Source organism: Ectopseudomonas composti, assembly GCF_900115475.1.
Lineage (GTDB): Bacteria > Pseudomonadota > Gammaproteobacteria > Pseudomonadales > Pseudomonadaceae > Aquipseudomonas > Aquipseudomonas composti.
On the sequence record NZ_FOWP01000008.1, the window covers coordinates 72,797 to 93,442 of the forward strand.

The 20,646-nt window shown below is 53.6% G+C and carries 22 protein-coding genes; 18 read left to right on the top strand and 4 right to left on the bottom strand.

The genetic code is table 11. The annotated features are described in order from the left end of the window. Nucleotides 1-8: 8 nt before the first annotated feature. The 9 genes from BM059_RS25750 (at nucleotide 9) to BM059_RS15725 (ending at nucleotide 6,250) form a co-directional block, all read left to right on the top strand. On the top strand, nucleotides 9-143 hold the full coding sequence (locus BM059_RS25750) for a hypothetical protein (protein ID WP_279626476.1): 135 nt from the start codon (nucleotides 9-11) through the stop codon (nucleotides 141-143). Further along, nucleotides 140-355, top strand: a complete 216-nt coding sequence (locus tag BM059_RS15685; RefSeq protein WP_074939823.1) for a hypothetical protein — start codon at nucleotides 140-142, stop codon at nucleotides 353-355. Before BM059_RS25750 ends, BM059_RS15685 begins: the two co-directional genes overlap by 4 nt. After that, entirely contained in the window at nucleotides 355-2,343 is a 1,989-nt protein-coding gene (locus BM059_RS25520; RefSeq protein WP_074939826.1) for a hypothetical protein, read from the top strand. Before BM059_RS15685 ends, BM059_RS25520 begins: the two co-directional genes overlap by 1 nt. 104 nt (nucleotides 2,344-2,447) lie before the next feature. Beyond that, a complete protein-coding gene (locus BM059_RS15695; protein ID WP_074940052.1) occupies nucleotides 2,448-2,819 on the top strand; it encodes a hypothetical protein in 372 nt (123 codons plus the stop codon). After that, on the top strand, nucleotides 2,819-3,073 hold the full coding sequence (locus BM059_RS15700; protein ID WP_074939829.1) for a hypothetical protein: 255 nt from the start codon (nucleotides 2,819-2,821) through the stop codon (nucleotides 3,071-3,073). The genes BM059_RS15695 and BM059_RS15700 overlap by 1 nt, the downstream gene beginning before the upstream one ends. Beyond that, nucleotides 3,073-3,495: a hypothetical protein gene (locus tag BM059_RS15705; RefSeq protein ID WP_074939831.1), complete on the top strand. Its 423-nt coding sequence runs from the start codon at nucleotides 3,073-3,075 to the stop codon at nucleotides 3,493-3,495. Before BM059_RS15700 ends, BM059_RS15705 begins: the two co-directional genes overlap by 1 nt. Nucleotides 3,496-4,095: 600 nt before the next feature. Then, nucleotides 4,096-4,890 carry a hypothetical protein gene (locus BM059_RS15715; protein ID WP_139220742.1) on the top strand — a complete coding sequence of 265 codons (795 nt, stop codon included), beginning with the start codon at nucleotides 4,096-4,098 and terminating at the stop codon, nucleotides 4,888-4,890. A 69-nt stretch (nucleotides 4,891-4,959) separates the two neighbouring features. Then, nucleotides 4,960-5,670 (top strand): hypothetical protein, encoded by a 711-nt coding sequence (locus tag BM059_RS15720; protein ID WP_074939838.1) that lies wholly within the window; start codon nucleotides 4,960-4,962, stop codon nucleotides 5,668-5,670. A gap of 1 nt (nucleotide 5,671) precedes the next feature. After that, nucleotides 5,672-6,250 (top strand): hypothetical protein, encoded by a 579-nt coding sequence (locus BM059_RS15725; RefSeq protein ID WP_074939839.1) that lies wholly within the window; start codon nucleotides 5,672-5,674, stop codon nucleotides 6,248-6,250. Between the two features lie 120 nt (nucleotides 6,251-6,370). Here the strand turns inward: BM059_RS15725 and BM059_RS15730 are convergent, their stop codons facing one another. Next, nucleotides 6,371-6,748, bottom strand: coding sequence for a hypothetical protein (locus BM059_RS15730; protein ID WP_139220743.1), 378 nt, complete (start codon nucleotides 6,746-6,748; stop codon nucleotides 6,371-6,373). 389 nt (nucleotides 6,749-7,137) lie between these two features. Further along, the gene (locus tag BM059_RS15735) at nucleotides 7,138-7,818 is read right to left on the bottom strand and encodes a hypothetical protein (protein ID WP_074939843.1); all 681 of its coding nucleotides are present in this window, start codon (nucleotides 7,816-7,818) and stop codon (nucleotides 7,138-7,140) included. A gap of 336 nt (nucleotides 7,819-8,154) precedes the next feature. Between BM059_RS15735 and BM059_RS15740 the strand changes: the two genes are divergently transcribed. The 8 genes from BM059_RS15740 to egtD all read left to right on the top strand — a co-directional run bounded on the left by BM059_RS15740 (nucleotide 8,155) and on the right by egtD (nucleotide 17,721). Then, entirely contained in the window at nucleotides 8,155-9,300 is a 1,146-nt protein-coding gene (locus BM059_RS15740; RefSeq protein ID WP_074939844.1) for a Fic family protein, read from the top strand. Between the two features lie 246 nt (nucleotides 9,301-9,546). Next, a complete protein-coding gene (locus tag BM059_RS15745; protein WP_167364577.1) occupies nucleotides 9,547-9,807 on the top strand; it encodes a helix-turn-helix domain-containing protein in 261 nt (86 codons plus the stop codon). Between the two features lie 39 nt (nucleotides 9,808-9,846). After that, nucleotides 9,847-11,031, top strand: a complete 1,185-nt coding sequence (locus BM059_RS15750) for a DNA cytosine methyltransferase (protein WP_074939847.1) — start codon at nucleotides 9,847-9,849, stop codon at nucleotides 11,029-11,031. Between the two features lie 7 nt (nucleotides 11,032-11,038). Then, nucleotides 11,039-12,031 carry a phosphoribosyltransferase-like protein gene (locus BM059_RS25230; protein ID WP_139220744.1) on the top strand — a complete coding sequence of 331 codons (993 nt, stop codon included), beginning with the start codon at nucleotides 11,039-11,041 and terminating at the stop codon, nucleotides 12,029-12,031. Continuing rightward, nucleotides 12,028-14,073, top strand: a complete 2,046-nt coding sequence (locus tag BM059_RS25235; protein WP_139220745.1) for an ORC-CDC6 family AAA ATPase — start codon at nucleotides 12,028-12,030, stop codon at nucleotides 14,071-14,073. The genes BM059_RS25230 and BM059_RS25235 overlap by 4 nt, the downstream gene beginning before the upstream one ends. Next, nucleotides 14,070-15,101, top strand: a complete 1,032-nt coding sequence (locus BM059_RS25240) for a hypothetical protein (RefSeq protein ID WP_139220746.1) — start codon at nucleotides 14,070-14,072, stop codon at nucleotides 15,099-15,101. The genes BM059_RS25235 and BM059_RS25240 overlap by 4 nt, the downstream gene beginning before the upstream one ends. Before the next feature lie 374 nt (nucleotides 15,102-15,475). Next, nucleotides 15,476-16,756 (top strand): ergothioneine biosynthesis protein EgtB, encoded by a 1,281-nt coding sequence (gene egtB, locus BM059_RS15755; RefSeq protein WP_074939850.1) that lies wholly within the window; start codon nucleotides 15,476-15,478, stop codon nucleotides 16,754-16,756. 2 nt (nucleotides 16,757-16,758) lie between these two features. Further along, nucleotides 16,759-17,721 (top strand): L-histidine N(alpha)-methyltransferase, encoded by a 963-nt coding sequence (gene egtD, locus BM059_RS15760; RefSeq protein ID WP_074939852.1) that lies wholly within the window; start codon nucleotides 16,759-16,761, stop codon nucleotides 17,719-17,721. Nucleotides 17,722-17,953: 232 nt separating this feature from the next. On the opposite strand, the gene BM059_RS15765 is transcribed toward egtD, so the two are convergent. Next, entirely contained in the window at nucleotides 17,954-18,112 is a 159-nt protein-coding gene (locus tag BM059_RS15765) for a YqaE/Pmp3 family membrane protein (protein WP_074939855.1), read from the bottom strand. A 160-nt stretch (nucleotides 18,113-18,272) separates the two neighbouring features. On the opposite strand from BM059_RS15765, the gene BM059_RS15770 reads away from it, so the two are divergent. Continuing rightward, on the top strand, nucleotides 18,273-18,908 hold the full coding sequence (locus BM059_RS15770) for a LuxR C-terminal-related transcriptional regulator (protein WP_074940055.1): 636 nt from the start codon (nucleotides 18,273-18,275) through the stop codon (nucleotides 18,906-18,908). A gap of 3 nt (nucleotides 18,909-18,911) precedes the next feature. Here the strand turns inward: BM059_RS15770 and BM059_RS15775 are convergent, their stop codons facing one another. Further along, entirely contained in the window at nucleotides 18,912-20,543 is a 1,632-nt protein-coding gene (locus BM059_RS15775; RefSeq protein ID WP_074939859.1) for a hybrid sensor histidine kinase/response regulator, read from the bottom strand. Nucleotides 20,544-20,646 lie beyond the last annotated feature (103 nt).

The following is a 20,646-nucleotide window of genomic DNA, read 5'->3' on the forward strand; positions in this document are numbered from 1 at the left end:
CACATGCCATGAGCATCCGCAGTCTGTTGAACATGCTGAATCGTCTCGATAGCAGCAGCGCGCCGAGAAAACGCAAAAAACCCAAGAAACAGCGCCGGCCTGAGGAGAGGAAACAGGAATCCAGCCAGGAGCATCAGGCATGAAGCTCTTCGGCCACGATTACTCGCCGCTCCGTCTAGCTCTGCTCGCTGCAAGCTACATCGTCGGCACCTGGATAGCGGTCCATGGACGGTCGCTTTTCCCCTGGCTGGGCCCATTCGCATATACGCCGGGCCTGGTGCTGAGCGTACTTCTCTTCTATCGGCTCACGCCCACAGCTGATGTAACGCAGACAGCCAAAGAGGAGAGCTCGTAATGGACGGCCAATCGCTAGCCGGCCTTGGCTGGCTGTTCGAGCTGTTTGACGGGGCGGTGAACTTCCTGATTGTCGCGACGGCACCATTCTTAGCGATGGTTGGCCATGAAATCAGCGAATGGCTGCTCGCCGTAGCATTTCTCGCACTGATCATCATGATGATCCGCCTGCCGAACGACGGTCCGTTCCGCGCGATATTCAGTACGACCGCGATTTTCCTTGCAATCGTTTATGGCCTACAGCCAACCCCGTTAACGCTGACAAACGGCACCACCGTGCAGGCCACGCATGCGCAACGCATCGCGTACACCCTGATAATGAGTTTCAATGCAACGCTCAATCGCGCTATTGCTGCGACATTGTCCGAGGTAAACGTCGATGGCCAGTTTATTCCGACAGCAGCATTGATCGACTACAGCGTCGAACGCACAGCAAGCCAGTACGCCAACAGCGACCTTGGCAGGCTGATTCGTGACTACAACCAGCAATGCTCCCCTCCGCGCACCCAGTTTGCCACTGATGCGGAGAAGACGAGTGTCGAGGCTTATCACGCAATCGGCCTGCTCGGCGGAGCCGGCATCGGCATTCCAGACGAGCAGGTCAGCCGCCTAGCACAGATTCGGATTGCCGGAGGATCGGTGATCGACTTTGCCGCAGCAATGAGCCCCTGGTCGAGCAACGCCGATGCCCTGGACTCGATCAGTGTGCTGGATGCAGGAGCCGTTAGAAACCGGCGCGAAGAGGGGTTGGCCGCGCTGGCAAAGGATAATCAGGTGTTTGTGGCCTCCGAATCACGACCCTATACACTGCCGACAAAGGAGCACTGGGCGGCACTCGCATCAGGGCAACCTGACGCTAAGCCCAGCTACCTCAAGGTCGGAGATGCACCTGGTGACATCCGCGACAGTCTGATAGACCACGTGCATGCATGGAAACCTGACGAGGGAGGTAAAGAGGCGGCACTAGGCTATTCCCCCTCCTCCTGCGTAGAGGCGTACAAGGTTGCGCAGTTTGCCGCTGAACAGGCCTACAAGGCCTTTGTCGAACTTGGTGACAGGCACGCCTCGGGAGGGCAAAGCACTGATACCCAGGCCGGCGTCATTTCAGCTGGCAAGTCCTGGATGAAGATTCAGCAAGCAACGCTGGCCGGCGGCCCTGAGCAAAAAGCCGGTACCTGGAATACTCTGCTTTCGGGAAGCATCGCCAGTTGGCAGATGGGCAAATCCTGGATGAATTGGCTAGAGCTGCAAACGTTACTGCCTGCTTACGTGGGTGGAATGGCAGGTTTTTTCTGGTTGGTGTTCATGACAGGCCCCATTGCTATCGCCCTGTCTCCGCTTCGAGGCGTCAGCAGCCTGACCCAATGGGCGGGAATGATGTTCTTTCCTGTGCTGTGCATCACTTTCGCCCACCTGCTCGCTGTTTGTGCCTCAGTGTTGATGAGCGCGGCTGCACTGGTGAAGGCCGCGCTCTCTGCCGGCTGGCAGGGTGGCGGTAGTGACATCGATCTGATCTACGGAAGCCTGCAGCTCGTCTTTGGCCTGCTACTGGCCGCCAGTACCTGGCTGGCTGCATCAATGACCGGCGTCAGCCTCGGTGGATTAGCTCGGGCAGCACGCAATCAGGCAGTCACTGGGCCGCAGGTTGCTCAGGCAGTCGCAAACCTCACCATGAAGGCCGCAACCAAGGGCGCGATCCAGGGTAAGGAGAAGGGAGAGAATCCAAGCAGGGAAAATGGTGGCGGAGGTGGTGGCAGCGGTGGTGGTGGAGCGGGAAAAGCCTCTTCTGGCGGCCATTCCGGTAGGGCTGCCGCGATGGCCATTCAGCAGGAGGTCTACGCCTCCACAAGAACCCGTAACTGGAAGCCCAGCACTGAACTCAGTCGCCCGCCCCAACTGAATCAACCAGCGAGTAACAGTGATCGCTTCGCTAAAGGACGCACACCCCGCAGCCAGAAGAATCGACCCTCAGAGGAAGATCCGGCATGACCTCGGCCTCGAAACTCAGTACCCCAGGCCGGGACTGGAAAAGAGCTTCTGGCACGCATAGCGGTCAAGTAAACAGGCAGCTCCAACACCTACTGGAGCCCATCATGCTCAGCTTCCCTGCCTGGCTAACCGCCGACTACGCATCACATTGGGATACCCCCATCGACGTCCGCTACATCCTGGATCAAGCGGCCTCGCACAGAGGCCTGTGCTGGCTTCTCAGGGGCGATCCTCATCATCAGCAACCACAGCTGAGTGCGATTGCCTATGACCAGGTCGAAGCTGGAAGCATTCCCGTAGAAATCCGGCCAATTAGCTCACCGGATTTAGATGCTACGGACTGGTTCCTGATCGTCAGCGAGCTGAATAGGCGAGCTGGGATCGATGCTCGCCGGGAGGATATTCACGAAGAACACTACGAGCAGGTGCTCGGCATGCTGCCGCCCGTCACAGTGCCATATTGGGGGAGCGCCTGATGAATGCCTCAGTGGTGCGACGCAGATGGTTCGCATCGGTGCTGCTCTCAATTCCGGCAGCTAATGCAATCTCGTGGCTAACGGCACTCCCCGCACACAGCATCTACCTGGCTCTCCTGTTGACGGCCACAGCTACTGCAATAGCCGCATTCCGCAAGCGCGATCAGCCCCACCAGGTGCAGCAGTTCAGCAGCATTTTCCTGGGCCTCTCGATGGCCCTGTTACTTTCCGCATTCGTGCCAGGAGGAAATTGATGAATCTCGGAAAAGCAAGAGATCCCTTGCGCCTCGTTGCCTTGCTCACCGGCGATACGGCAGCCAGTGCTGCCGTGTTAGAGGCTCTTGGCGAGAGAGCAGAAACAGCAACGGAGGCACTGGCCGACTCCGTTTGGGGGTCAACTCTGGAAAGGGGCTTGCAGGGGCTTGAGATAAACCTAATGGTCTGCAGCCCCCTACTGCCTGCAAACATTCCAGAGCGGTACCGTCTACGCGCCATCGCCCTTATGACAGATGATCCGTTGACCCGTTTGGTTCTGCTGCAGATCTTGGGCGAAGCCGAGCCGCAAGCCCGGATGGAGCTTGCGGAAAGCTGCTGGTCGCCTGCCATGACGGATGACGCGTTGGAACGAGAGCGACTGGCCAGAGAGCTCGGAGTGGAGCTACTGCTTAATCAATAAGTAATCATTGATAAGTCAATATTTAAATATTGACGATTAAAGCGACCTCAGTATACTGGGCCACAGCAGCGCAACAGAGTATGTAGAGGCTCTGCTGCTAGTGAGGGGGAGGAGGACCTGCGGGCCGCCTCCCTCCGCTTTTTCAGCCCCAAGAAAGGTGGCCTATGCCAGTCAAAGAGGCCGACCTGCGCCTATATGTGTCTGCTGGCATTGTCCAGCGTACCTTGATCCAGAAGGTTGCTGATGGCTGGACGCTTCAAGTCCAGCTCAAAAACGAGTTGCATACCCTCCAAAGACAACGCGGAGGAAACCGCGTGTTCAGAAGCCTCGACAAGCTCGCCATCCTTGTCGGAGAGCTAGGGTTGAGCGGCTTCGAAGTACGACTTTAAACCCGAGAGCAGCCTCTCCTTGAGTAGATGCTGGCCTGCGCCAGTTTTTTGGTGTCAAAATGCCATCCAGTCCGCCATGAGCGTCCTCATCCAAGGGCGCTATGGCAGCTTCTGCCACACACAAAGTCTATCCAATATAACCAAGCACCCAACCGAAGCCTCACCAGGCGTCACTCAATCAACTCGATCTCTTACTGAAAGGACTTAGTCTGTGAATAAAATGCTCAATTTTGGTGCTGCCATCCTCGCTGCAGGAACCTTAGCAGGATGCGGTGGTGAAGACTTCAGTGGCGCCTACAGAACTGACGGGGCTTACGGCAAACAAATTGTTCTCAATATCGCAGGTGATGACGCCAAAATTTTTCTTGTGAGCAGATCTTCCGCAGAGATTAGCGGCCTCATCGAGTTTGAGGTTGATTACAAGAATGGGAAGTTGCTGCTGGACGCTATCAAAGAGAATGTACATTTAACGTTCAAGCGTGGCGCAGATGAGCGCGGACTAGAGTGTTTGAACTGCAATGAGGGGAAGCTGCGGCTACCGGCTAAATGGGCTCTTCTCCAGCCTGAGCCCTATGATGTGAACTCAATGCTGGAAGAGCAGGAAGAAAAGCGCCAGGCAGCCATCAAGGAAGAAGAACAGCGCCGGGCTGAGGCAGCAAAGTTAGCTAAGTTCGATGGCGACTGGGTGGCAAAACGTCACTTTAAGGATGACTCGCTACTGATTATGACTATCTCGCCTCAGAAAGGTGTTAGACACTGGGCATTCAACTACAGCAGCGCGGCCAAACAAATCGAAATCGACCGTAAATTCGAAGTTGATAACAACGAGCTCGTATTCCCCTCCAACGACTCCGAAATGAGATATTCACTTAGCAAAGACGGCCAAAAACTGAGCTGCACCAATTGCAGCGCGGAAAATTATTGGCTAAAAGCCGATCCAATCAAGGTAAATGATCTAGCGTACACCCGAAATCTAGCTGGAAACCCACAAGAATCCAGAAGATGAATACATACTCAAGTATATCACCTAAAGTTAAGACCAGTCCGAGCTAGTAATCTGGAACAGGTGAATCGAATGAAACTATATGAAAACATCACAATTGGAAACTTCCTGTTTGCACTGGGCTATTCACTTCGCGACAAACAGGACAAGAATCTACTTGCCGGCTCAATAAATCTTCTACAGCAGACCCCCGCGGATCAATTGCTTGGAGATGTACTCCTTAAGTTCAAAGGCGTCGTTCGGCTTATAGAGTTCAAGGCCGAAGGGGCCAACCTTTCCAAAGAGAAGGCACGGCATAAAGCCTTATCTATCGCAACGCAAGAACGGCAGCTTGAGGCTATTTCAAGAGAAGTACACTGGTCAATTGAGACGAAAGCCACCGAGAGAACCCTCGGATTGAGAACTGTCCCCTACCTGGATGCGTTTCCTCGGCCAAGAGAGCCTAAGGTCAAGCTTTTAGAAAATTTCATTAGCGCTCTGGCATCAGACATAGTCACTCAAAATACCACCTATACGGGCGCCCAGATTAATGAGTATTTGTCTTGGGTAAGGCGCACTCAAGGAACGGGTGAGGTGGGTACTGGCGGTCTATTACTCTTGGCTGAACCGGGAGGCCTTCTTCGATTTGCGCCGATCACGGACTTACTAGAATTAAATCTTGAGCATTCCCTGTGGATCAAAGAAAGACAGGTGAGACTTGAGAAGGATCTAGACTTTGTTAGGCAGCGAGAGGAAGAACGCCAACGTAAGCTCGAGCGAAAAGGCCACACCTTAGGAAACTAATATGACACCAAAAGAATTTGACGATCAAATTCAAACCCAGCTAGACGTAGTAACTAAAATTTTGACCGCAAGCGGTCAAAGTCAAGAGGCAGCGAAGACTTCAATAGCTGCGCTAGATAAAATGCGAATCCAAGTAGAGACTAGCTTAGGAGCGCTCCGTGACTCCGTAACAATTAAAATCAACTCTTCAGCCGACACTACTGCTATTAGGGCAGCCGAGCTTATCCAGAAGAACTTCATCGAAGCTGATAAGCAAGCATTGTTAGCAGCGACGCGTTATGAGCGCGCAGCCAAGTGGCTGGGGCTCAAGATCTTCATCATTCTAACCAGCGTAATAATCGCAATACTTGGAATCGCCTGGATTGTAATAATCAATTACATTCCTTCTCTTGATGAGATCAATCTCCGCCGACAAGAGCTGGCAGCCATGGAAGCTACTGCCCTTGACTTAGAGAGTCGTGGCGCAAATCTCAAGTGGGGTACATGCAGCGGCGAACCTTGCTTTAGAACGAATGAAGGAGCAGAGGGACCATGGGGAGAGAATGGTGAAACATGGCGCCGAGCCTATAAGGGACACTGATCTACCTTAAACCGTAATCTTTGCGATCTTACGCTAGGAAGTTAGTCGAAAGGATGCCCCTGTATTAATTAGGACATCCTTTGATGTCATTGCACAGCGTTGCGTGTGGATATTAAACCCTCAAGAGCGTCGGTTCTGTTCTTTTTCAAACTCAGCCTCCAAACGCACCTGCCGAGCAGCCAGCGGTTCAAGCATGCGCATAACTGCCAAAAATTGTGGTAGCGAATCCTCGACCAGAATATAGTCAAAATTAGATCCATCTACATTCACATCAAAGATGTATTTCACGTCTGGCAACTCGCCATCCGGTCGTTTTGCCTCTTCGCGGCGATAGAGCCGGTACACGCCAGTGGCATCATCGTACAGGCGGAATTTCAGCTGCTCACCCAGAAAAATATCTTCGAAATTTTCCCAGTCAGCCCAATCAGATCGAACCATGTCCTCGAGGTTCTCGCCAACCTTTACCAGTTCGTCTTTCTCAACCTTGTAAACCGCCATAGCTTCGAGCTCCTTCCACTTCGTGAGAGTACGGATACAGCGAGGATAGTGAGCCATTGTCCATGCTCATTCCCTTGGTTGCCGCCCCTATTACTTTGCCTACAGGTACAACACAGGTACAGTACCTAGCTGCGGGCACCTAGGCAAAACTAGTCAAAACTCCATGTAATCAGCTAGTTAAGACTATTGTACCCTAGCCCATCCTAGCCCATCCTAGCCTAGACTTTACTGGACTCGGTGAGTTAAACACCGACTCATAATCCTTTGGTCCACGGTTCGAGTCCGTGTGGGCCCACCACCTTCAAAGCCGCGCATTGCGCGGCTTTCGCCTTTCTGGATGACTGGTCAAGGATATTTCACAAAACGCCAACGTCCACAAGTCGTCCACATCAATCTCGCGGCTCCAGGTATACCGCCCGCATAAACCTATTGAAGGACTTCAGAAGATCCTCAAGAAAAATCGAATACTGAGTCAGCTTTTTCATATCGCCACGCTTCGTGTAGACGGTGTTTACTGTGAGGTGATCTAAGCCGACCAAGTCGTATGACAGAGCTACCAGGGGGTGATGAGCGAATGAATTCCTCATGTTGATCAAGTGCTGAATGAACTGACCGTGATTATCCCTTAATGCAACCAGGGCATCCTTAGTAGGGCCAGCCGAACAACTATCAATTGCGTTCACCTCCGAGACACGAATCACCCCTGTCTCAAGATAAGCCGCAGAGCGGCCCTCAAGCCGTAACCACTCGTAGGCAAAAAATTCGTCAACCGCCCTTTTCATGTGTATCACCACGTCCTCTAAAACGAAAATCAGGCATGTCACGTCATGCGCTGATATTGCTTCGAACCTCCTAGAGAACATGGCCTCGGCTTCTGTTACACGCTTTTGCATGTAATGCAAACGAGATGAAACCGATAACGCCATAACACCATTAAAAATACTGGGGACTCCTGGGGTGTTGAAGAAGTCCATAGATCCGATCTGGATTACTGAAAGTTCTCCTGTGATGTCATTGCCCAAGGAAACATCCACCTCCTCATACTCACACTGCCACTGCTGATCATCCATGGGCTTAGCTCCCTCTTAGTGGCTGTGTCGCCAGCGGATTCAGGTTCACCACATCAGCCACCAGGGCTGAAGTGGGCGTACTTCTGCGTCATGGCCAGGGTGGCGTGGCCGAGGACGCGCTGGGGGAACCGGGGACAGACTACAATTCTCGCCAACGAGATATCCAGCGCACTTCACCGTGAAATGTGGCCCAAGGGCTACAAAAGTCCAAGGAAATGCAAAACCTGTAGCCCACGGGCTACACGGACGATTAGACAGTGAGCCGAATAGCCGGCATTATCGGCTCACTGAATGAGCCGAATAGGCTCACTAATCGGCTCACAGATAACCGCCCTTATGAACGACCCGCTCTGGATCTGGCAGCAAACCAACTGGCCGCACTTCAGCTGGCAAGCCGAAGCGCTGGCACCGCTGCTGCGCGCTTGCGGCCAGGCTCAGGGACGTTTGTTGGGAATGCTCGGTGCGGTGGGCAGTGACACCGAAGTGCAGAGCAGCCTGGATGCCATGCTGCAGAACATCGTCGCCTCTTCAGCCATCGAGGGCGAGCAGCTGAACGTCGGTTCGGTGCGCTCATCACTGGCGCGGCGCTTGGGGCTGAACGAAGAAGGCCGTACCACCTCGCGCTCCGAAGGCCTGGCAGAGCTGCTGCTCGATGCCACTCACGCACATCAAGAGCCGCTAGACGAACAACGATTGTTCACCTGGCACCGCTGGCTATTCCCTAGTGACGACCAACTGCTGGCTCGACCATTACACATCGGCGCGCTGCGCGGCGAAGAACCCATGCAGGTGGTTTCAGGTCGCATCGACCGCCCGACTGTACATTTCGAAGCCCCTCCCCGCGCGGGGTTGGAAGCGCAACTGGCGGACTTTCTCACCTGGTTCGAGAGCAGCCGCGGCGATGCCAGCCTCGACCCCTTTCTGCGTGCCGGCATCGCCCATTTCTGGTTCGTCACCCTGCACCCATTCGATGACGGCAACGGCCGCCTCACTCGTGCCATCACCGACCTGGCATTGGCCCAGGGCGAACAGCAGGCCATCCGCTTTTACGCCATGTCCGCTAGCATTCTCGACGACCGCGCCGGTTACTACCGCATTCTCGAAGCCAGTCAGAAAGGTGGGCTGGATATCACCAACTGGCTGCAGTGGTTTCTCGAAACATTGCTCAAGAGCCTGGAGCAGGCCCTTGCTCGTATCGACCGCGTGCTGGTGAAGGCTCGCTTCTGGCAGGCACACCGCAGCCAAACGCTATCTGCGGAGCAGATCAAAGTGCTTAACCGCCTGCTCGATGGCGGCGAGCGCGGTTTCGAAGACGGTATAAGCGCAGCCCAGTACCAAGCAGTGGCCAAGGTTTCCAAAGCAACCGCGACCCGCCATCTGAGCGACCTGCTGGAAAAAGGCTGCCTTGCCCGGCTACCGGGCGGTGGGCGCAGCACGCGCTACCAAATCGTCGGGCAGGTAATCTCATCACTAGACGCGTAATCCAATACATTGCTCGGATGGAAAATAAATCCGTCCCCCTTTTCCAGTCCTCTTTTCCAAGAATAGGCCAGAAGCGGTCATAGCCGTCTGAAGAACTCGCCGATTCTGGGGCCTAGATTCCTGTATACCTTTCTTGAGAGCATCCACTGAGCTGCATGACAAACCGAAAATTGCGAGAGTGTATTTATTTTGGTACAGTTCGACTCATTATTGTCTTTCTTTTGGCTCTTGTAAATGAATCAACAAATGGCTGAGATTGCCGAGCAACAACCCTTTCTTATAAGAACGTCAATAGCTGGCGAGATCAAGCGTGCTATTTCGGGACAAATTAAAGCAATCATGAATCGCGATAATATTTCCCAAGCTGAACTAGCCCGCAGAATGGGGACTAGTCGGGCAGTAGTTCGCCGACTTCTAGATGACGAGGATATTTCTGTAACTTTGGCTACTATCAGTAAAACGGCTCTAGCATTGGACCTGAGCGTCCAAATTGAGCTGAAAGGTTAAAGCCTCTGAAGCAACCATAAATATAATTTGGATTTATTAATGACGACGAAGTTCGCCAGCTTATTTTCAGGGTGTGGTGGGTTAGATCTAGGATTCATTCAGGCTGGATTTAAATGCATAGCTGCATTCGACATTGACAAAAATGCAGTGGAAACTTACAAAAAAAATATTGCAAATCATGTGCATCAACTTGACATTGGAAAGGACATTGACGAAGTCGTTAGCAAGGTCAAAGGAGCTGACGTTCTAGTGGCAGGGCCGCCTTGCCAAGGTTTTTCCACCGCAGGAAAGAATGACCCTAAAGACTTACGAAACTCGCTATTACTTAAAACTGCAGAAATAGCAATTAAGTCTCAACCAAGGGTTGTCTTGATAGAAAATGTCAAGGGTCTACTCAGCCCTCAATTCAGAGGGTACCTTAATACTTTAATCAAGCAGCTCTCCGACAACGGTTATAGCGTTACGTTTAGGGTCGTCAAAGCTACAGAGTTTGGAATACCGCAAAACAGAAGCAGAGTGATAATCTTAGCTGCGCGCAATGCACAGCCAATCGATTTGAATTTTCCAAAATATCGACTTAAAACTTTAAAAGAAATCTTAAGCGGACTTGAAAGCACAAGCTCAAATAAATTTCGCCCACTTGCCGTCGACAGTATCGAGGCAAGAATAGCTCAGCATATCCAGCCTGGTCAGAAATTATCGAATGTGCGAGGGGGAGAGGCTGCTGTTCATACATGGGATATTCCTGAGGTCTTCGGGTATGTCAGTGAGCACGAAAAGGCTGTGCTTGAAAGCATAATGCTTGTACGCAGGCAAAAAAGAAGACGGCCGACAGGAGATGCCGATCCTGTACTACCTCAGGATATAAGCCAAGCGGTTGGCTTTCCAGCAGACAGAGTCTTAGAAAATTTGATTACTAACGGTTATGTCCGAAAAGTAGATGATTGCTATGATCTGACCAACACATTTAATGGCAAATTTCGTCGTTTGAAATGGGATGGACTTGCCCCAACAGTAGACACGCGTTTTGGCCAGCCCCGTTATTTTCTACATCCTACCGAACACAGGGGCTTTAGTGTTCGCGAAGCAGCACGGATTCAAGGGTTTCCCGATTCTTTCCACTTTGATGTGTCTGATTCTGTAGCGTACCGATTAGTTGGTAACGCCGTCCCCCCTCCCATGGCTAAAGCTATAGCGCTGCTGATAAAAAAATCAAGATTTTAGGTGGGAAATGCAAAGCGAATTTATTGAACAAGTTTCTAGCTGGATTAACGCAGACCCTGACAATCTTTTGGGGCTTAGAGGCCTAAAATCGAAAATTGACTTCTTGACAGAAATTTTATATGGAGAATACAGGCCTACTCTTGCAGGGACTCATGGCGAATTTAAGTTTCGCCTTGCACAGTGGGTAGCTTCTGCGTCCAATGACGCTCAAAGAAAATTAATGTTTATGCTGCTTGATTATTTATTCTTTGTTGGCAAGCATGAATTTGACGCTATGTACATGACCGCATATAGCCGGCATATAGCGCAATGGATAATTTTTAAGGAAAAAATAAATCTATCTGCTTGTTCGGCCTGGGATGAAGCAAGATCAGCATTAAATAAAACACTATACACTGCGATCACTGACAGCTTTAACATAGGCGACTTTATAAGATTAAACAGCATTCAAGGCATTAGCACTCGCTTTATTTGGGAACAGGCTTTAAAAATAGACTGGGACCCGGGAAAGTTTGAAAGCAATGCGATGACAGGCAAGAATAAAATTGTTCTGCTAGAAGACTTTGTTGGCAGCGGTAGCCAGATGCACAACTCTGTAATTGCAGCATGTGAACTTCCTAGTAAGCCACAAGTGTTACTGTGCCCCTTAATAATTTGCCCCACGGGGGCTGACCTGGCACGACATTTATGCCTGAAATACGAAAACCTTACTTACAGCCCTGTTCTCGAACTTAGTAGAAAAGACTTCGTTGCACCAAAAGCTCAAACAGGCGAGCCTGCATTGTTCAATGAAATTCGAAAACTGGTAACAGATGTTCATCCCTATGTATCTGGCAATAAGTCTTGGCTTCAAAATTATGGCCCATTCGGTTATGGGGAAACAGGCGCGTTAATAGTTAAATATGACAACTGCCCCGACAACACACTACCTCTGATTCATCGTAAATCAGATACACCGTGGAATCCTCTATTTTTTCGCGTATCGAGAGAGGCTTTATGAGCGTACAAAGAAATCCTTTCGTTGATTTGTATGTAACAGAAAGCATCTCAGCTGATACGTTTGTAAAAGTTTTTAGCACTGCCTTGCTGGACGAAGCAGATACCCTTGCACTTTACCAGCCAGGCAACGTTATTTTGATCGGCCTGCAGGGCTCAGGTAAGACCGCGCTGCTTAACTTGCTTAAGCCAGAAGTTTTGATTGCATATAAACGAGCTAATGTAGCTTGGCCTTTACCTGAGCGCTGCGCGCGCTTCATCTCAGCTGGAATTAATCTTTCAAAAAGTGGGGCAATGGATTTCGGTCAGCGCCCCATTGAACCAAATATGGCGAGCGAGGATCGGCGCTATGCCCTGTACTTCGCAGATTTCTTAAACTATTGGATTGTCGACGACTTACTGCAGTCTATAGAAACTCTTACAAGTGCTACCGAAGAAAAAATATCAGAATTTTTAGGACTTAAAGTATCCAGCGAAATTCTAGATTCTTTTGCAAGCGATTTAGCGAAAAATAGATGCTGGTTAGGCGCGCTATCGGCGCCTGAAAATTACTCCGCACTCAGGGAAGCGCTCGACAAGAGAATTCTTGAGTATCGAAACTTCCTAAACTACAACACCGACCAGCTTCCAGCCTCACTAAAAAGCACAAAGACCAGTGTCGGGGAGCCTATTAGCGTTACAGTTGAACTTCTTCGAAAACATGGAATCCTGCCTGAAGATCTACCTGTGCTTATTCGAATTGATCAATTCGAAGACTTGATGGGACTTGAAGAGGTAACAGACCAAAAACTGCGCGTTGAATATCGCGCAGTGGTTTATAAAATGCTAGGCACGCGCGACTCGCGTCTTTCTTACCGAGTGGGTGCTAGACCCTATGCAGTACAGCAAGATTTTAGAATGCTTGGGACGTCATCAGTTATTGAGGAGCTTAGAAATTACACCATAGTTGATATTGACCGTATTTTACGCAGAAAAGAACACTCACGCGGTATTTTCCCTAAATTTGTTGAGGATGTATTTAGCAAGCGACTAATTGAGGGGGGGTATGAGCCACCGCCGAATGCCAAATCTTTAATTAGTTATGTCTTTGGAAAGAAGCCTCGCCCTGAAGATAGGGCTCGCAATTACGCAAAGGAGTCGGTTGATGGCGTAATTGACAGAGAGCCTAACTGGCCAGTTGATGCAGCTAAATTCCTAAATGATTTGGCGCGTAGCAATCCTATTTCAGCGAAGTTAGGAGAAGCATGGCTACGCCAAAAATTAAGAAATAAGCCAACTACAGATTTCGATATCTCAAAATGTGAATGGGAATCACCAAAACGTAAGTGGTGGAAAAAAGAACGAATCGAACAAGCACTGCTACAGATTGCAGCTGGAAGAAAACAGCGCATGGTATGGGCTGGCGACGCTGACATACTATCTTTGTCCGGCGGCAATATTTTAGTTTTCCTTAGCATTTGTCAGCTTATATGGGCGGAACATCTGCGTAGTGGCGCAGTTACGACTTCTGAAGTTCCAGAAATTCATTCTAGAATACTTCAGGATCTTGGGATTCAGCAGGCAAGCGAGTATTGGTATCGTAAGCTGCGCGCAGATCCCAATGGAGGTGATGACAGGCATAGGTTTGTTAGTGTATTAGCAGGGGAGCTACGAGTTTCTCTGCGTGATGACAAGCGAATGTCTTATCCTGGCGCCAATGGTTTTTCTCTATCTGATCGAGTTGCTGAGAAAGATACAGAGGTAAGTTTATTTCTCGATTTATGCACTGCATACGGCGCATTAACTGTTTCCAGACATACGCCAAAAGTTAGCTCGCGAGGGCAGAGCAAAAAATGGTATTTATTTCCTATCCTGTCGCCATACTTTCAATTACCGGTAGCGCATACAAAAGAGCCGGTGTATAGCAATGCAGATCAGATTAGAAAGTGGTTGGAAAAGGCGAATATCACCCTGCAAAATATTAACAAAATTAACCAGAGACAGAAGTCTATTGAAGCGCCTGTACAACAGATGTCGCTACCCTTTGATGGCGTAAAAAAATCATGATCCGTGAAACATTTCGGCCTTGGGGACGACTAGAGCTATTACTTGACCAGTTAGATGTTGAGCGATGGTCATTTATTGGGGCGGTTTCAACAGAGGATCGTTGCTCTACAGCTTTGGAGATCTTGTCTGAGCACGGCCCCCAAGAAAAATCTTTAATATTCCGTATTGAAGATGCACCTTCGCGCTTTTATACAGAGGTCGAGCGAAAGACCGGTTTAAAGGAACAGGATTTCACTAGCCTTGGCGTGTTAGGTTCTGAAATACGAAACCATAAATTATTAGGTCGCCATGGCGGCCCGCTGAATGACGCAATAGAGTTCATAAGTAACCCCAGCCTTGAGAATCTAATAGTTGACATTTCGAGCTTGCCGAAGAAGTTTTTCTTTTTCATCATAAGAAAAATATTAGAGCAACCTGAACGCTTGAAGAATGTGATAGTCACTTACACCGAGCCTGGATCGTACTGCTTTGAATCGCTTGCAGAGAACCCTGAGGCATGGAATCCTCTGCCTGGATTTCTGCCGCCAAGAAAGGAGCCGGATAACAAGGTTCTTTTTATTGGTCTTGGATTTGAACCGCTTGGGCTTCCAGAGCTATATAGCTCTGGCTTGTTCAGCAGTGCCAAAATACGCCTACTATTCCCATTTCCTGCAGACCCGACTGGAGTAGCTAGAAATTGGGACTTTGCAAGACTGTTAGAGCCAGTGCCAGGCAATGCCTCTGCAAATATCGAGCGTGTAGATGCACGGAATGTGCCAGATACATTTGATAAGCTTGTCTCACTTTCTGAACATGGTCAGATATATTCTATACTAGCGCCATTTGGGCCAAAACCAATGTCATTAGCAATGTGTCTTTTCGCGTCCGCACACAGCACGCGAGAGAACAACCCCAGTGTGTTTTATACTCAACCAACAGTTTACAATCCAAATTATTCATCTGGAGTAAAAATAGTTGATGACAGGCCCATGGTTAATGCTTACTGCATAAGACTAAATGGAAATAATCTTTATGCATCGATAAAATGAATTTTGGCCCGGACGGCGGCAAAAACTGAGTGCAATACCTGACCTTTCCCGAAACTACGGAGCGATAAAGGGACAGACCACAGTTCCCATACGCGGCGATACAACTCCAAGGCGAGATCGGGAAGCGAGATCGGGGACAGACCACGATTACGTCAGGCTGAAGTGCTACTCCAGATGACGGATTCGCTTGCACAACACTGTGCATGATCGGTTCAGCGCACACCTGATTGCCGCTATCACCATGGGATGTATGAAATAACCCGTTGCTGCCCCCTGCCACTTAAACACCACATTTTTCCCTGAACCTTTGCCCTTATTGCCCGGTCGGCTTTAAGTACCGTCGCGCTCCGCGGCGCCAGCAAAGGATGCGTGTTATGCGAGACCGCACCAGCAGGATCGCCGTTTCACCGCCGCACCTCGAACAGCTATGGCAGCGTTACCAGCGCGTACGCGCCGCCAGTGAGCGGCTCAGTGAACCGCTGGAGGCTGAAGACTATGTGATCCAGAGCATGGCGGACGTCAGCCCACCGAAATGGCATCTTGCGCATGTCACCTGGTTCTTCGAGGCTTTCGTGCTGCAGCCCTTTCTGCCGGGTTATCGCCCGCTGGATGAGCGCTACGACCATCTGTTCAATTCCTACTACAAGACCCACGGCACACCCTTCGAGCGGGCGCGGCGCGGGTTGTTGTCGCGGCCGACGGTAAGCGAGGTGTACGCCTATCGCAGCCATGTCGATCTGGCCATGGCGCAGTTGCTCCAGTCAGGCAGTGAACTTGCCGACGAGGTGCTGCAGCGGGTCGAGCTAGGGTTGGAGCACGAGCAGCAGCATCAGGAGCTGCTGCTGATGGATATCAAGCACATCCTGGCGCAGAACCCGTTGCGCCCGGTCTATCGTCACGACCTCAAGCCGGGCGGCGCAGCCGCAAGCGAGCTGCGCTGGGTCGATTTTCCCGCCGGGCTGCGGCATGTCGGCCATACCGGCGATGGCTTTGCCTTCGACTGCGAGCGGCCGCAACACCGGGTGCTCGTCGAGGCCTTTCAGCTCGCCAGCCGACCGGTGAGCAATGGTGAGTACCTGCAGTTCATCCGCGATGGCGGTTATCGCAGCACGGCGTTGTGGCTGGCAGACGGTTGGGACCATATCCAGCGCGCTGGCTGGCAGGCGCCGCTGTACTGGCTGCGCGAGGGCGATGACTGGCTGGAACTGACCCTGGGCGGCCCGCGCGAGCTGGATCTGGATGCGCCGGTGTGCCACCTGAGCTACTTCGAGGCCGAGGCCTTCGCCACCTGGGCGCAGGCGCGTTTGCCGCGCGAAGAAGAATGGGAAGTGGCCGCGCAGGACGAACCGCTATGGGGCAATTTCGTCGAGAACGATCACCTGCAGCCAGTGGCTGCAGGTGCCGGCGATGGCCTGCAGCAGCTCTACGGCGATGTCTGGGAATGGACAGCCAGCGCCTACCGGCCCTATCCGGGCTTTCGGCCGCTGGGCGGCAGCCTGGGTGAGTACAACGGCAAGTTCATGTCCGGGCAGATGGTGCTGCGTGGCGGCAGCTGCGCCACGCCTGAAGACCACGTGCGCCCCACCTATCGCAACTTCTTCTACCCCACCATGCGCTGGCAGTTCTCCGGCCTGCGCCTGGCCAAGGAGCTCTGAGCATGGCATTGGCAATCCGTACCCACGAACAGTCGATCAGCCCGGAACTGGAGTCGCTGCGCGAGGAAGCGCTGCGCGGCTTCGCAGCCAGCCCGAAGGCGATGTCACCGAAGTTCTTTTACGATCATCGCGGCTCGCAGCTGTTCGAGCTGATCTGCCTGCAACCGGAGTACTACCCGACGCGTACCGAGGAAACCATTCTGCGCCTGGCGGCGAGCGATATCGCTGAGCTGGCCGGGCGCAACGCCAGCCTGGTGGAGCTGGGCAGCGGCGCTAGTCGCAAGATTCGCCTGTTGCTCGAAGCCCTGCGCCCGGCGCGTTACCTGGGTATCGATATCTCCCGTGATTTTCTCGATATCTGCACACGGCGTCTGGCGGCGGACTATCGCTGGCTGGACGTGCACGCCCTGTGCGCCGACTTCAGCCAATCGTTGAAGCTACCCGCCGAGGCGCTGGGGCAGCGCCCGCTGGCGTTCTTCCCCGGCTCCAGCATCGGCAATTTCGACCCGGCTGAAGCCCGCGCCTTTTTGCGCAACCTGCATCAGGCATTGCCGGCTGGCAGTGGCTTGCTGATCGGCGTGGATCTGGTGAAAGACCGCCAAGTGCTGGAGCGCGCCTACAACGATGCGGCCGGGGTGACTGCGCTGTTCAACCTCAACTTACTCGAGCGTATTCGCAACGAGCTGCACAGCGATATCGACCCACGCCGCTTCCAGCATCGGGCGTTCTACAACGAAGCCGAGTCGCGCATCGAGATGCACCTGGTCAGCCGGCAGGCGCAGCGAGTGCGCATCGAGGATCGCGTGTTCGACTTCGCCGCAGGCGAAACCCTGCACACGGAGAATTCCTACAAATACACGCCCAGCGGTTTTCGGGAGTTGGTGGGTGAATGCGGCTTCGCCTCGGTGGCCATGTGGCGCGACCCCGCGCAGCTGTTCAGCGTGCATTTTTTGCGGCGGGAGTGAGGGGGCTTCGTCAGGGAGAAATGGCGAGCCGTAGCCAGGGGAGGGATAAGCAAATTGCTGTGCGATCTTCTGCCCTCTCCCCCGGCCCCCACCCTGTGCCCCAGCCCTTCGCAGAGCTCAGGTCGCAACAGCGGGCGAAGCGGTGCTTCGCTGTTTCCGCTGTAGCCCCATGAATGGGAGAGGGGAGAAAAGCGCGTTCGACACAGGCAGGCGAATGCGCTCGGCTTAGTCCTCAGCGTTTGGCGATGATGTACACCGCGTGGACGATGCCGGGGATATAACCGCATAGGGTGAGCAGGATGTTCAGCCAGAACGCGCCGCCGAAACCGACCTGAAGAAACACGCCCAGCGGCGGCAGCAGGATGGCGATGAGGATACGAATAAGGTCCATGCGGTACTCCTTTACATTCCATAAGGGGGTACCTGAATAGACTCTGAGCAGCGCCTGGCAGTTCATTCGGGGCGACGAAGACAGCGGTAATACTGAGAACCAACCACTGGCGCCGCCAGGGATATGACTTTAGTCTGGCGTCAAGATGGAAGCGCCCAGCATGCCTGAACAATCATTCCAAGAACGCATCATCGTCGCCGACGATCATCCGGTTTTCCGCGATGGTTTGTGTCGTATCGCCCAGCGCGTCTTCCCCCAGTCGTGCATTGTCGAAGCGGGTGACATGGATGAAGTGCTGAGCCTGGCGCACGCTGGCCCGGCGCCGAGCCTGTTCATGCTCGACCTGCTGTTCCCCGGTCAATCGCCGCAGGCCATCAGCGCATTGCGCCAAGGCTTTGCGCGCAGCTCGATCGTGATCGTGTCGATGGTCGACAACCGCGAGTTGATCGATGAAGTGATGGCGGCAGGTGCAGACGGTTTTATCGGCAAGGCGACGCCGCCGGATGAAATTGCCGATGCCTTGCTGGCCGTGCGCGCCGGGGAGTTCGTCCTGACCCGGGGCCCCGCTGGAGTACCCGCCTTCGCCGAGGACCGTCATCTGCTGGAACAACTGACGCCACGTCAGCAGGAGGTCCTGCTGCTGGTGGTGCGCGGCCTGTCGAACAAGGAAATCGCCCGCGAGCTGGCGATCTCGCCCTTTACCGTACGCATCCATGTGTCGTCGCTGCTGCGCACGCTGGATGTCAGCACCCGCGCCGCGGCCGCGGCCAAGGGCGCCAAGGCCGGGCTGGTGTGAGCATCACGCGGCCTTGAGCTTGAGTTTCAAGGCCACCAACAGCGAACGCAGCTCAGCGGGCTGTACCGGTTTCGACAGAATCGGAATATCGCTGTCACCCACCTGTTCCTGCACACGGCGCACGTCGTGCCCGGTCATGATGATCGCCGGCACCTTGCGCCCACTGCTGCGGCGCACGTGCTGGATGCAATCGGCACCCGAAGCCTCGGTGCCAAGGTCGAAGTCGGTCACCACCAGATCGAAGTGCGCCGACGCATCGGGCAACGTGTTGAACGTGGCGACTTCACAGCCCCATTTCTGCAGCAAGGTGGCGGTGGCCAGTAGCACGTTCTGGTCATCCTCGATCAGGCACACGCGCAAGCCATCGAGCATGCGCGGCGTCTGCAGCGCGCTGCGCTTGGCGGAGGGCACTGCGCTCGGTGCCTCGACGCGTTGCAGACCGTCGATCACCGCCCGCGTACCGCGCTTCTCCACGGAGCGAATGCTCACGTGCATGTCCATCAGCGCTCCCAGGCGCCTGACGATGGCCAGCCCCAGGCCCATTCCCTCGACATCGCTGTCGCGCTCCTGGCGCACGCGGTAGAACTCCTCGAAGACGCTGTCCAGATGGCCGGCGGCAATGCCGCGCCCCTTGTCGTAGACCTCGATGACGACGCCTGGCCCGCGACGGCGGCAGGCGATCAACAGCGGTTTGCCCGGCGCATACTTCAGGGCATTGGAGAGCAGATTCTGCAGCATGGTGGTGAGCAGCACCGGGTCGGCACGCACATGCAGCGGCGGGCAACGCAGACGCACCTCGACCCCGGCCCAGCGCGCTGCCTCGGCATTTTGCTGAATGAGCTGCTGCAGCAGGCTGCGCAGCTCCAGCGCTTCCAGTTGCGGCACCACCTTGCCGCTGTCGAGCGAGTACATATCGAGAATGGTGCGGAACAGGCGTGCGACGCTGTGCAGTGATTTGTCGATGTTCTCCACCAGGCGCTGCTGCTCGCCGTCCAGGCTGCTATCACGCAGGCAGGCGGTGAACAGGCTGATGGAGTGAATGGGTTGTCGTAGATCGTGGCTGGCCTGGGCGAGAAACTGCGACTTGGCCCTGTTGGCGGCCTGCTCGGCCTCGGCCGCCTGGCGCGAGCGCTTGAGCAGGGCATGCATGTAGGCCGGCGCCATCAGAGTAGTGAGCAGCAGTGTAAGGATCAGGTAGGGCTGCGACTGCCAGTACGACGACGTGCTGGCGGTCACCGTCAACGACAGCAGCGCCATGACGGTGGCCAAAAGCAGGTAACCGGAACCGTAGCGCAGCCCGTAGCCGATGGTGACCCAGATCAGGATCGCATAGACCGGCAGCATGGCCGAGCCGCCAAGCGCCATGGTCACCGTCATACCCGTGTAATCGGTGAACATGGTGAGCAGGCGGCGCCCGCGGTGGTTGCCCGGACGCCGCCTGATATCGAACCAGATCAGCGTGGCGATGGCACTGAAGACACCCATCAGCACGAAGATCTTCCAGACCAGTGCCGGGGCGATCTGCCCGAGGAGGTAGAGGATCGCGATGTAGCAGGCCGCGACCGACGTGAAGATCATCCGCACCCCGGCCTGGGCGCGCTCTGTGTCGTAGGCGGAGTTGGCGCTCCCGGACATGACGTTTCCCTGCTGACTACAGCTCATGTTGTGGTGTCCGCACCTTAGGCCGGAGCCTGCGACCGACGCAAGGAACTGGTTGGCAGGCAAAGAGGCACTAGTA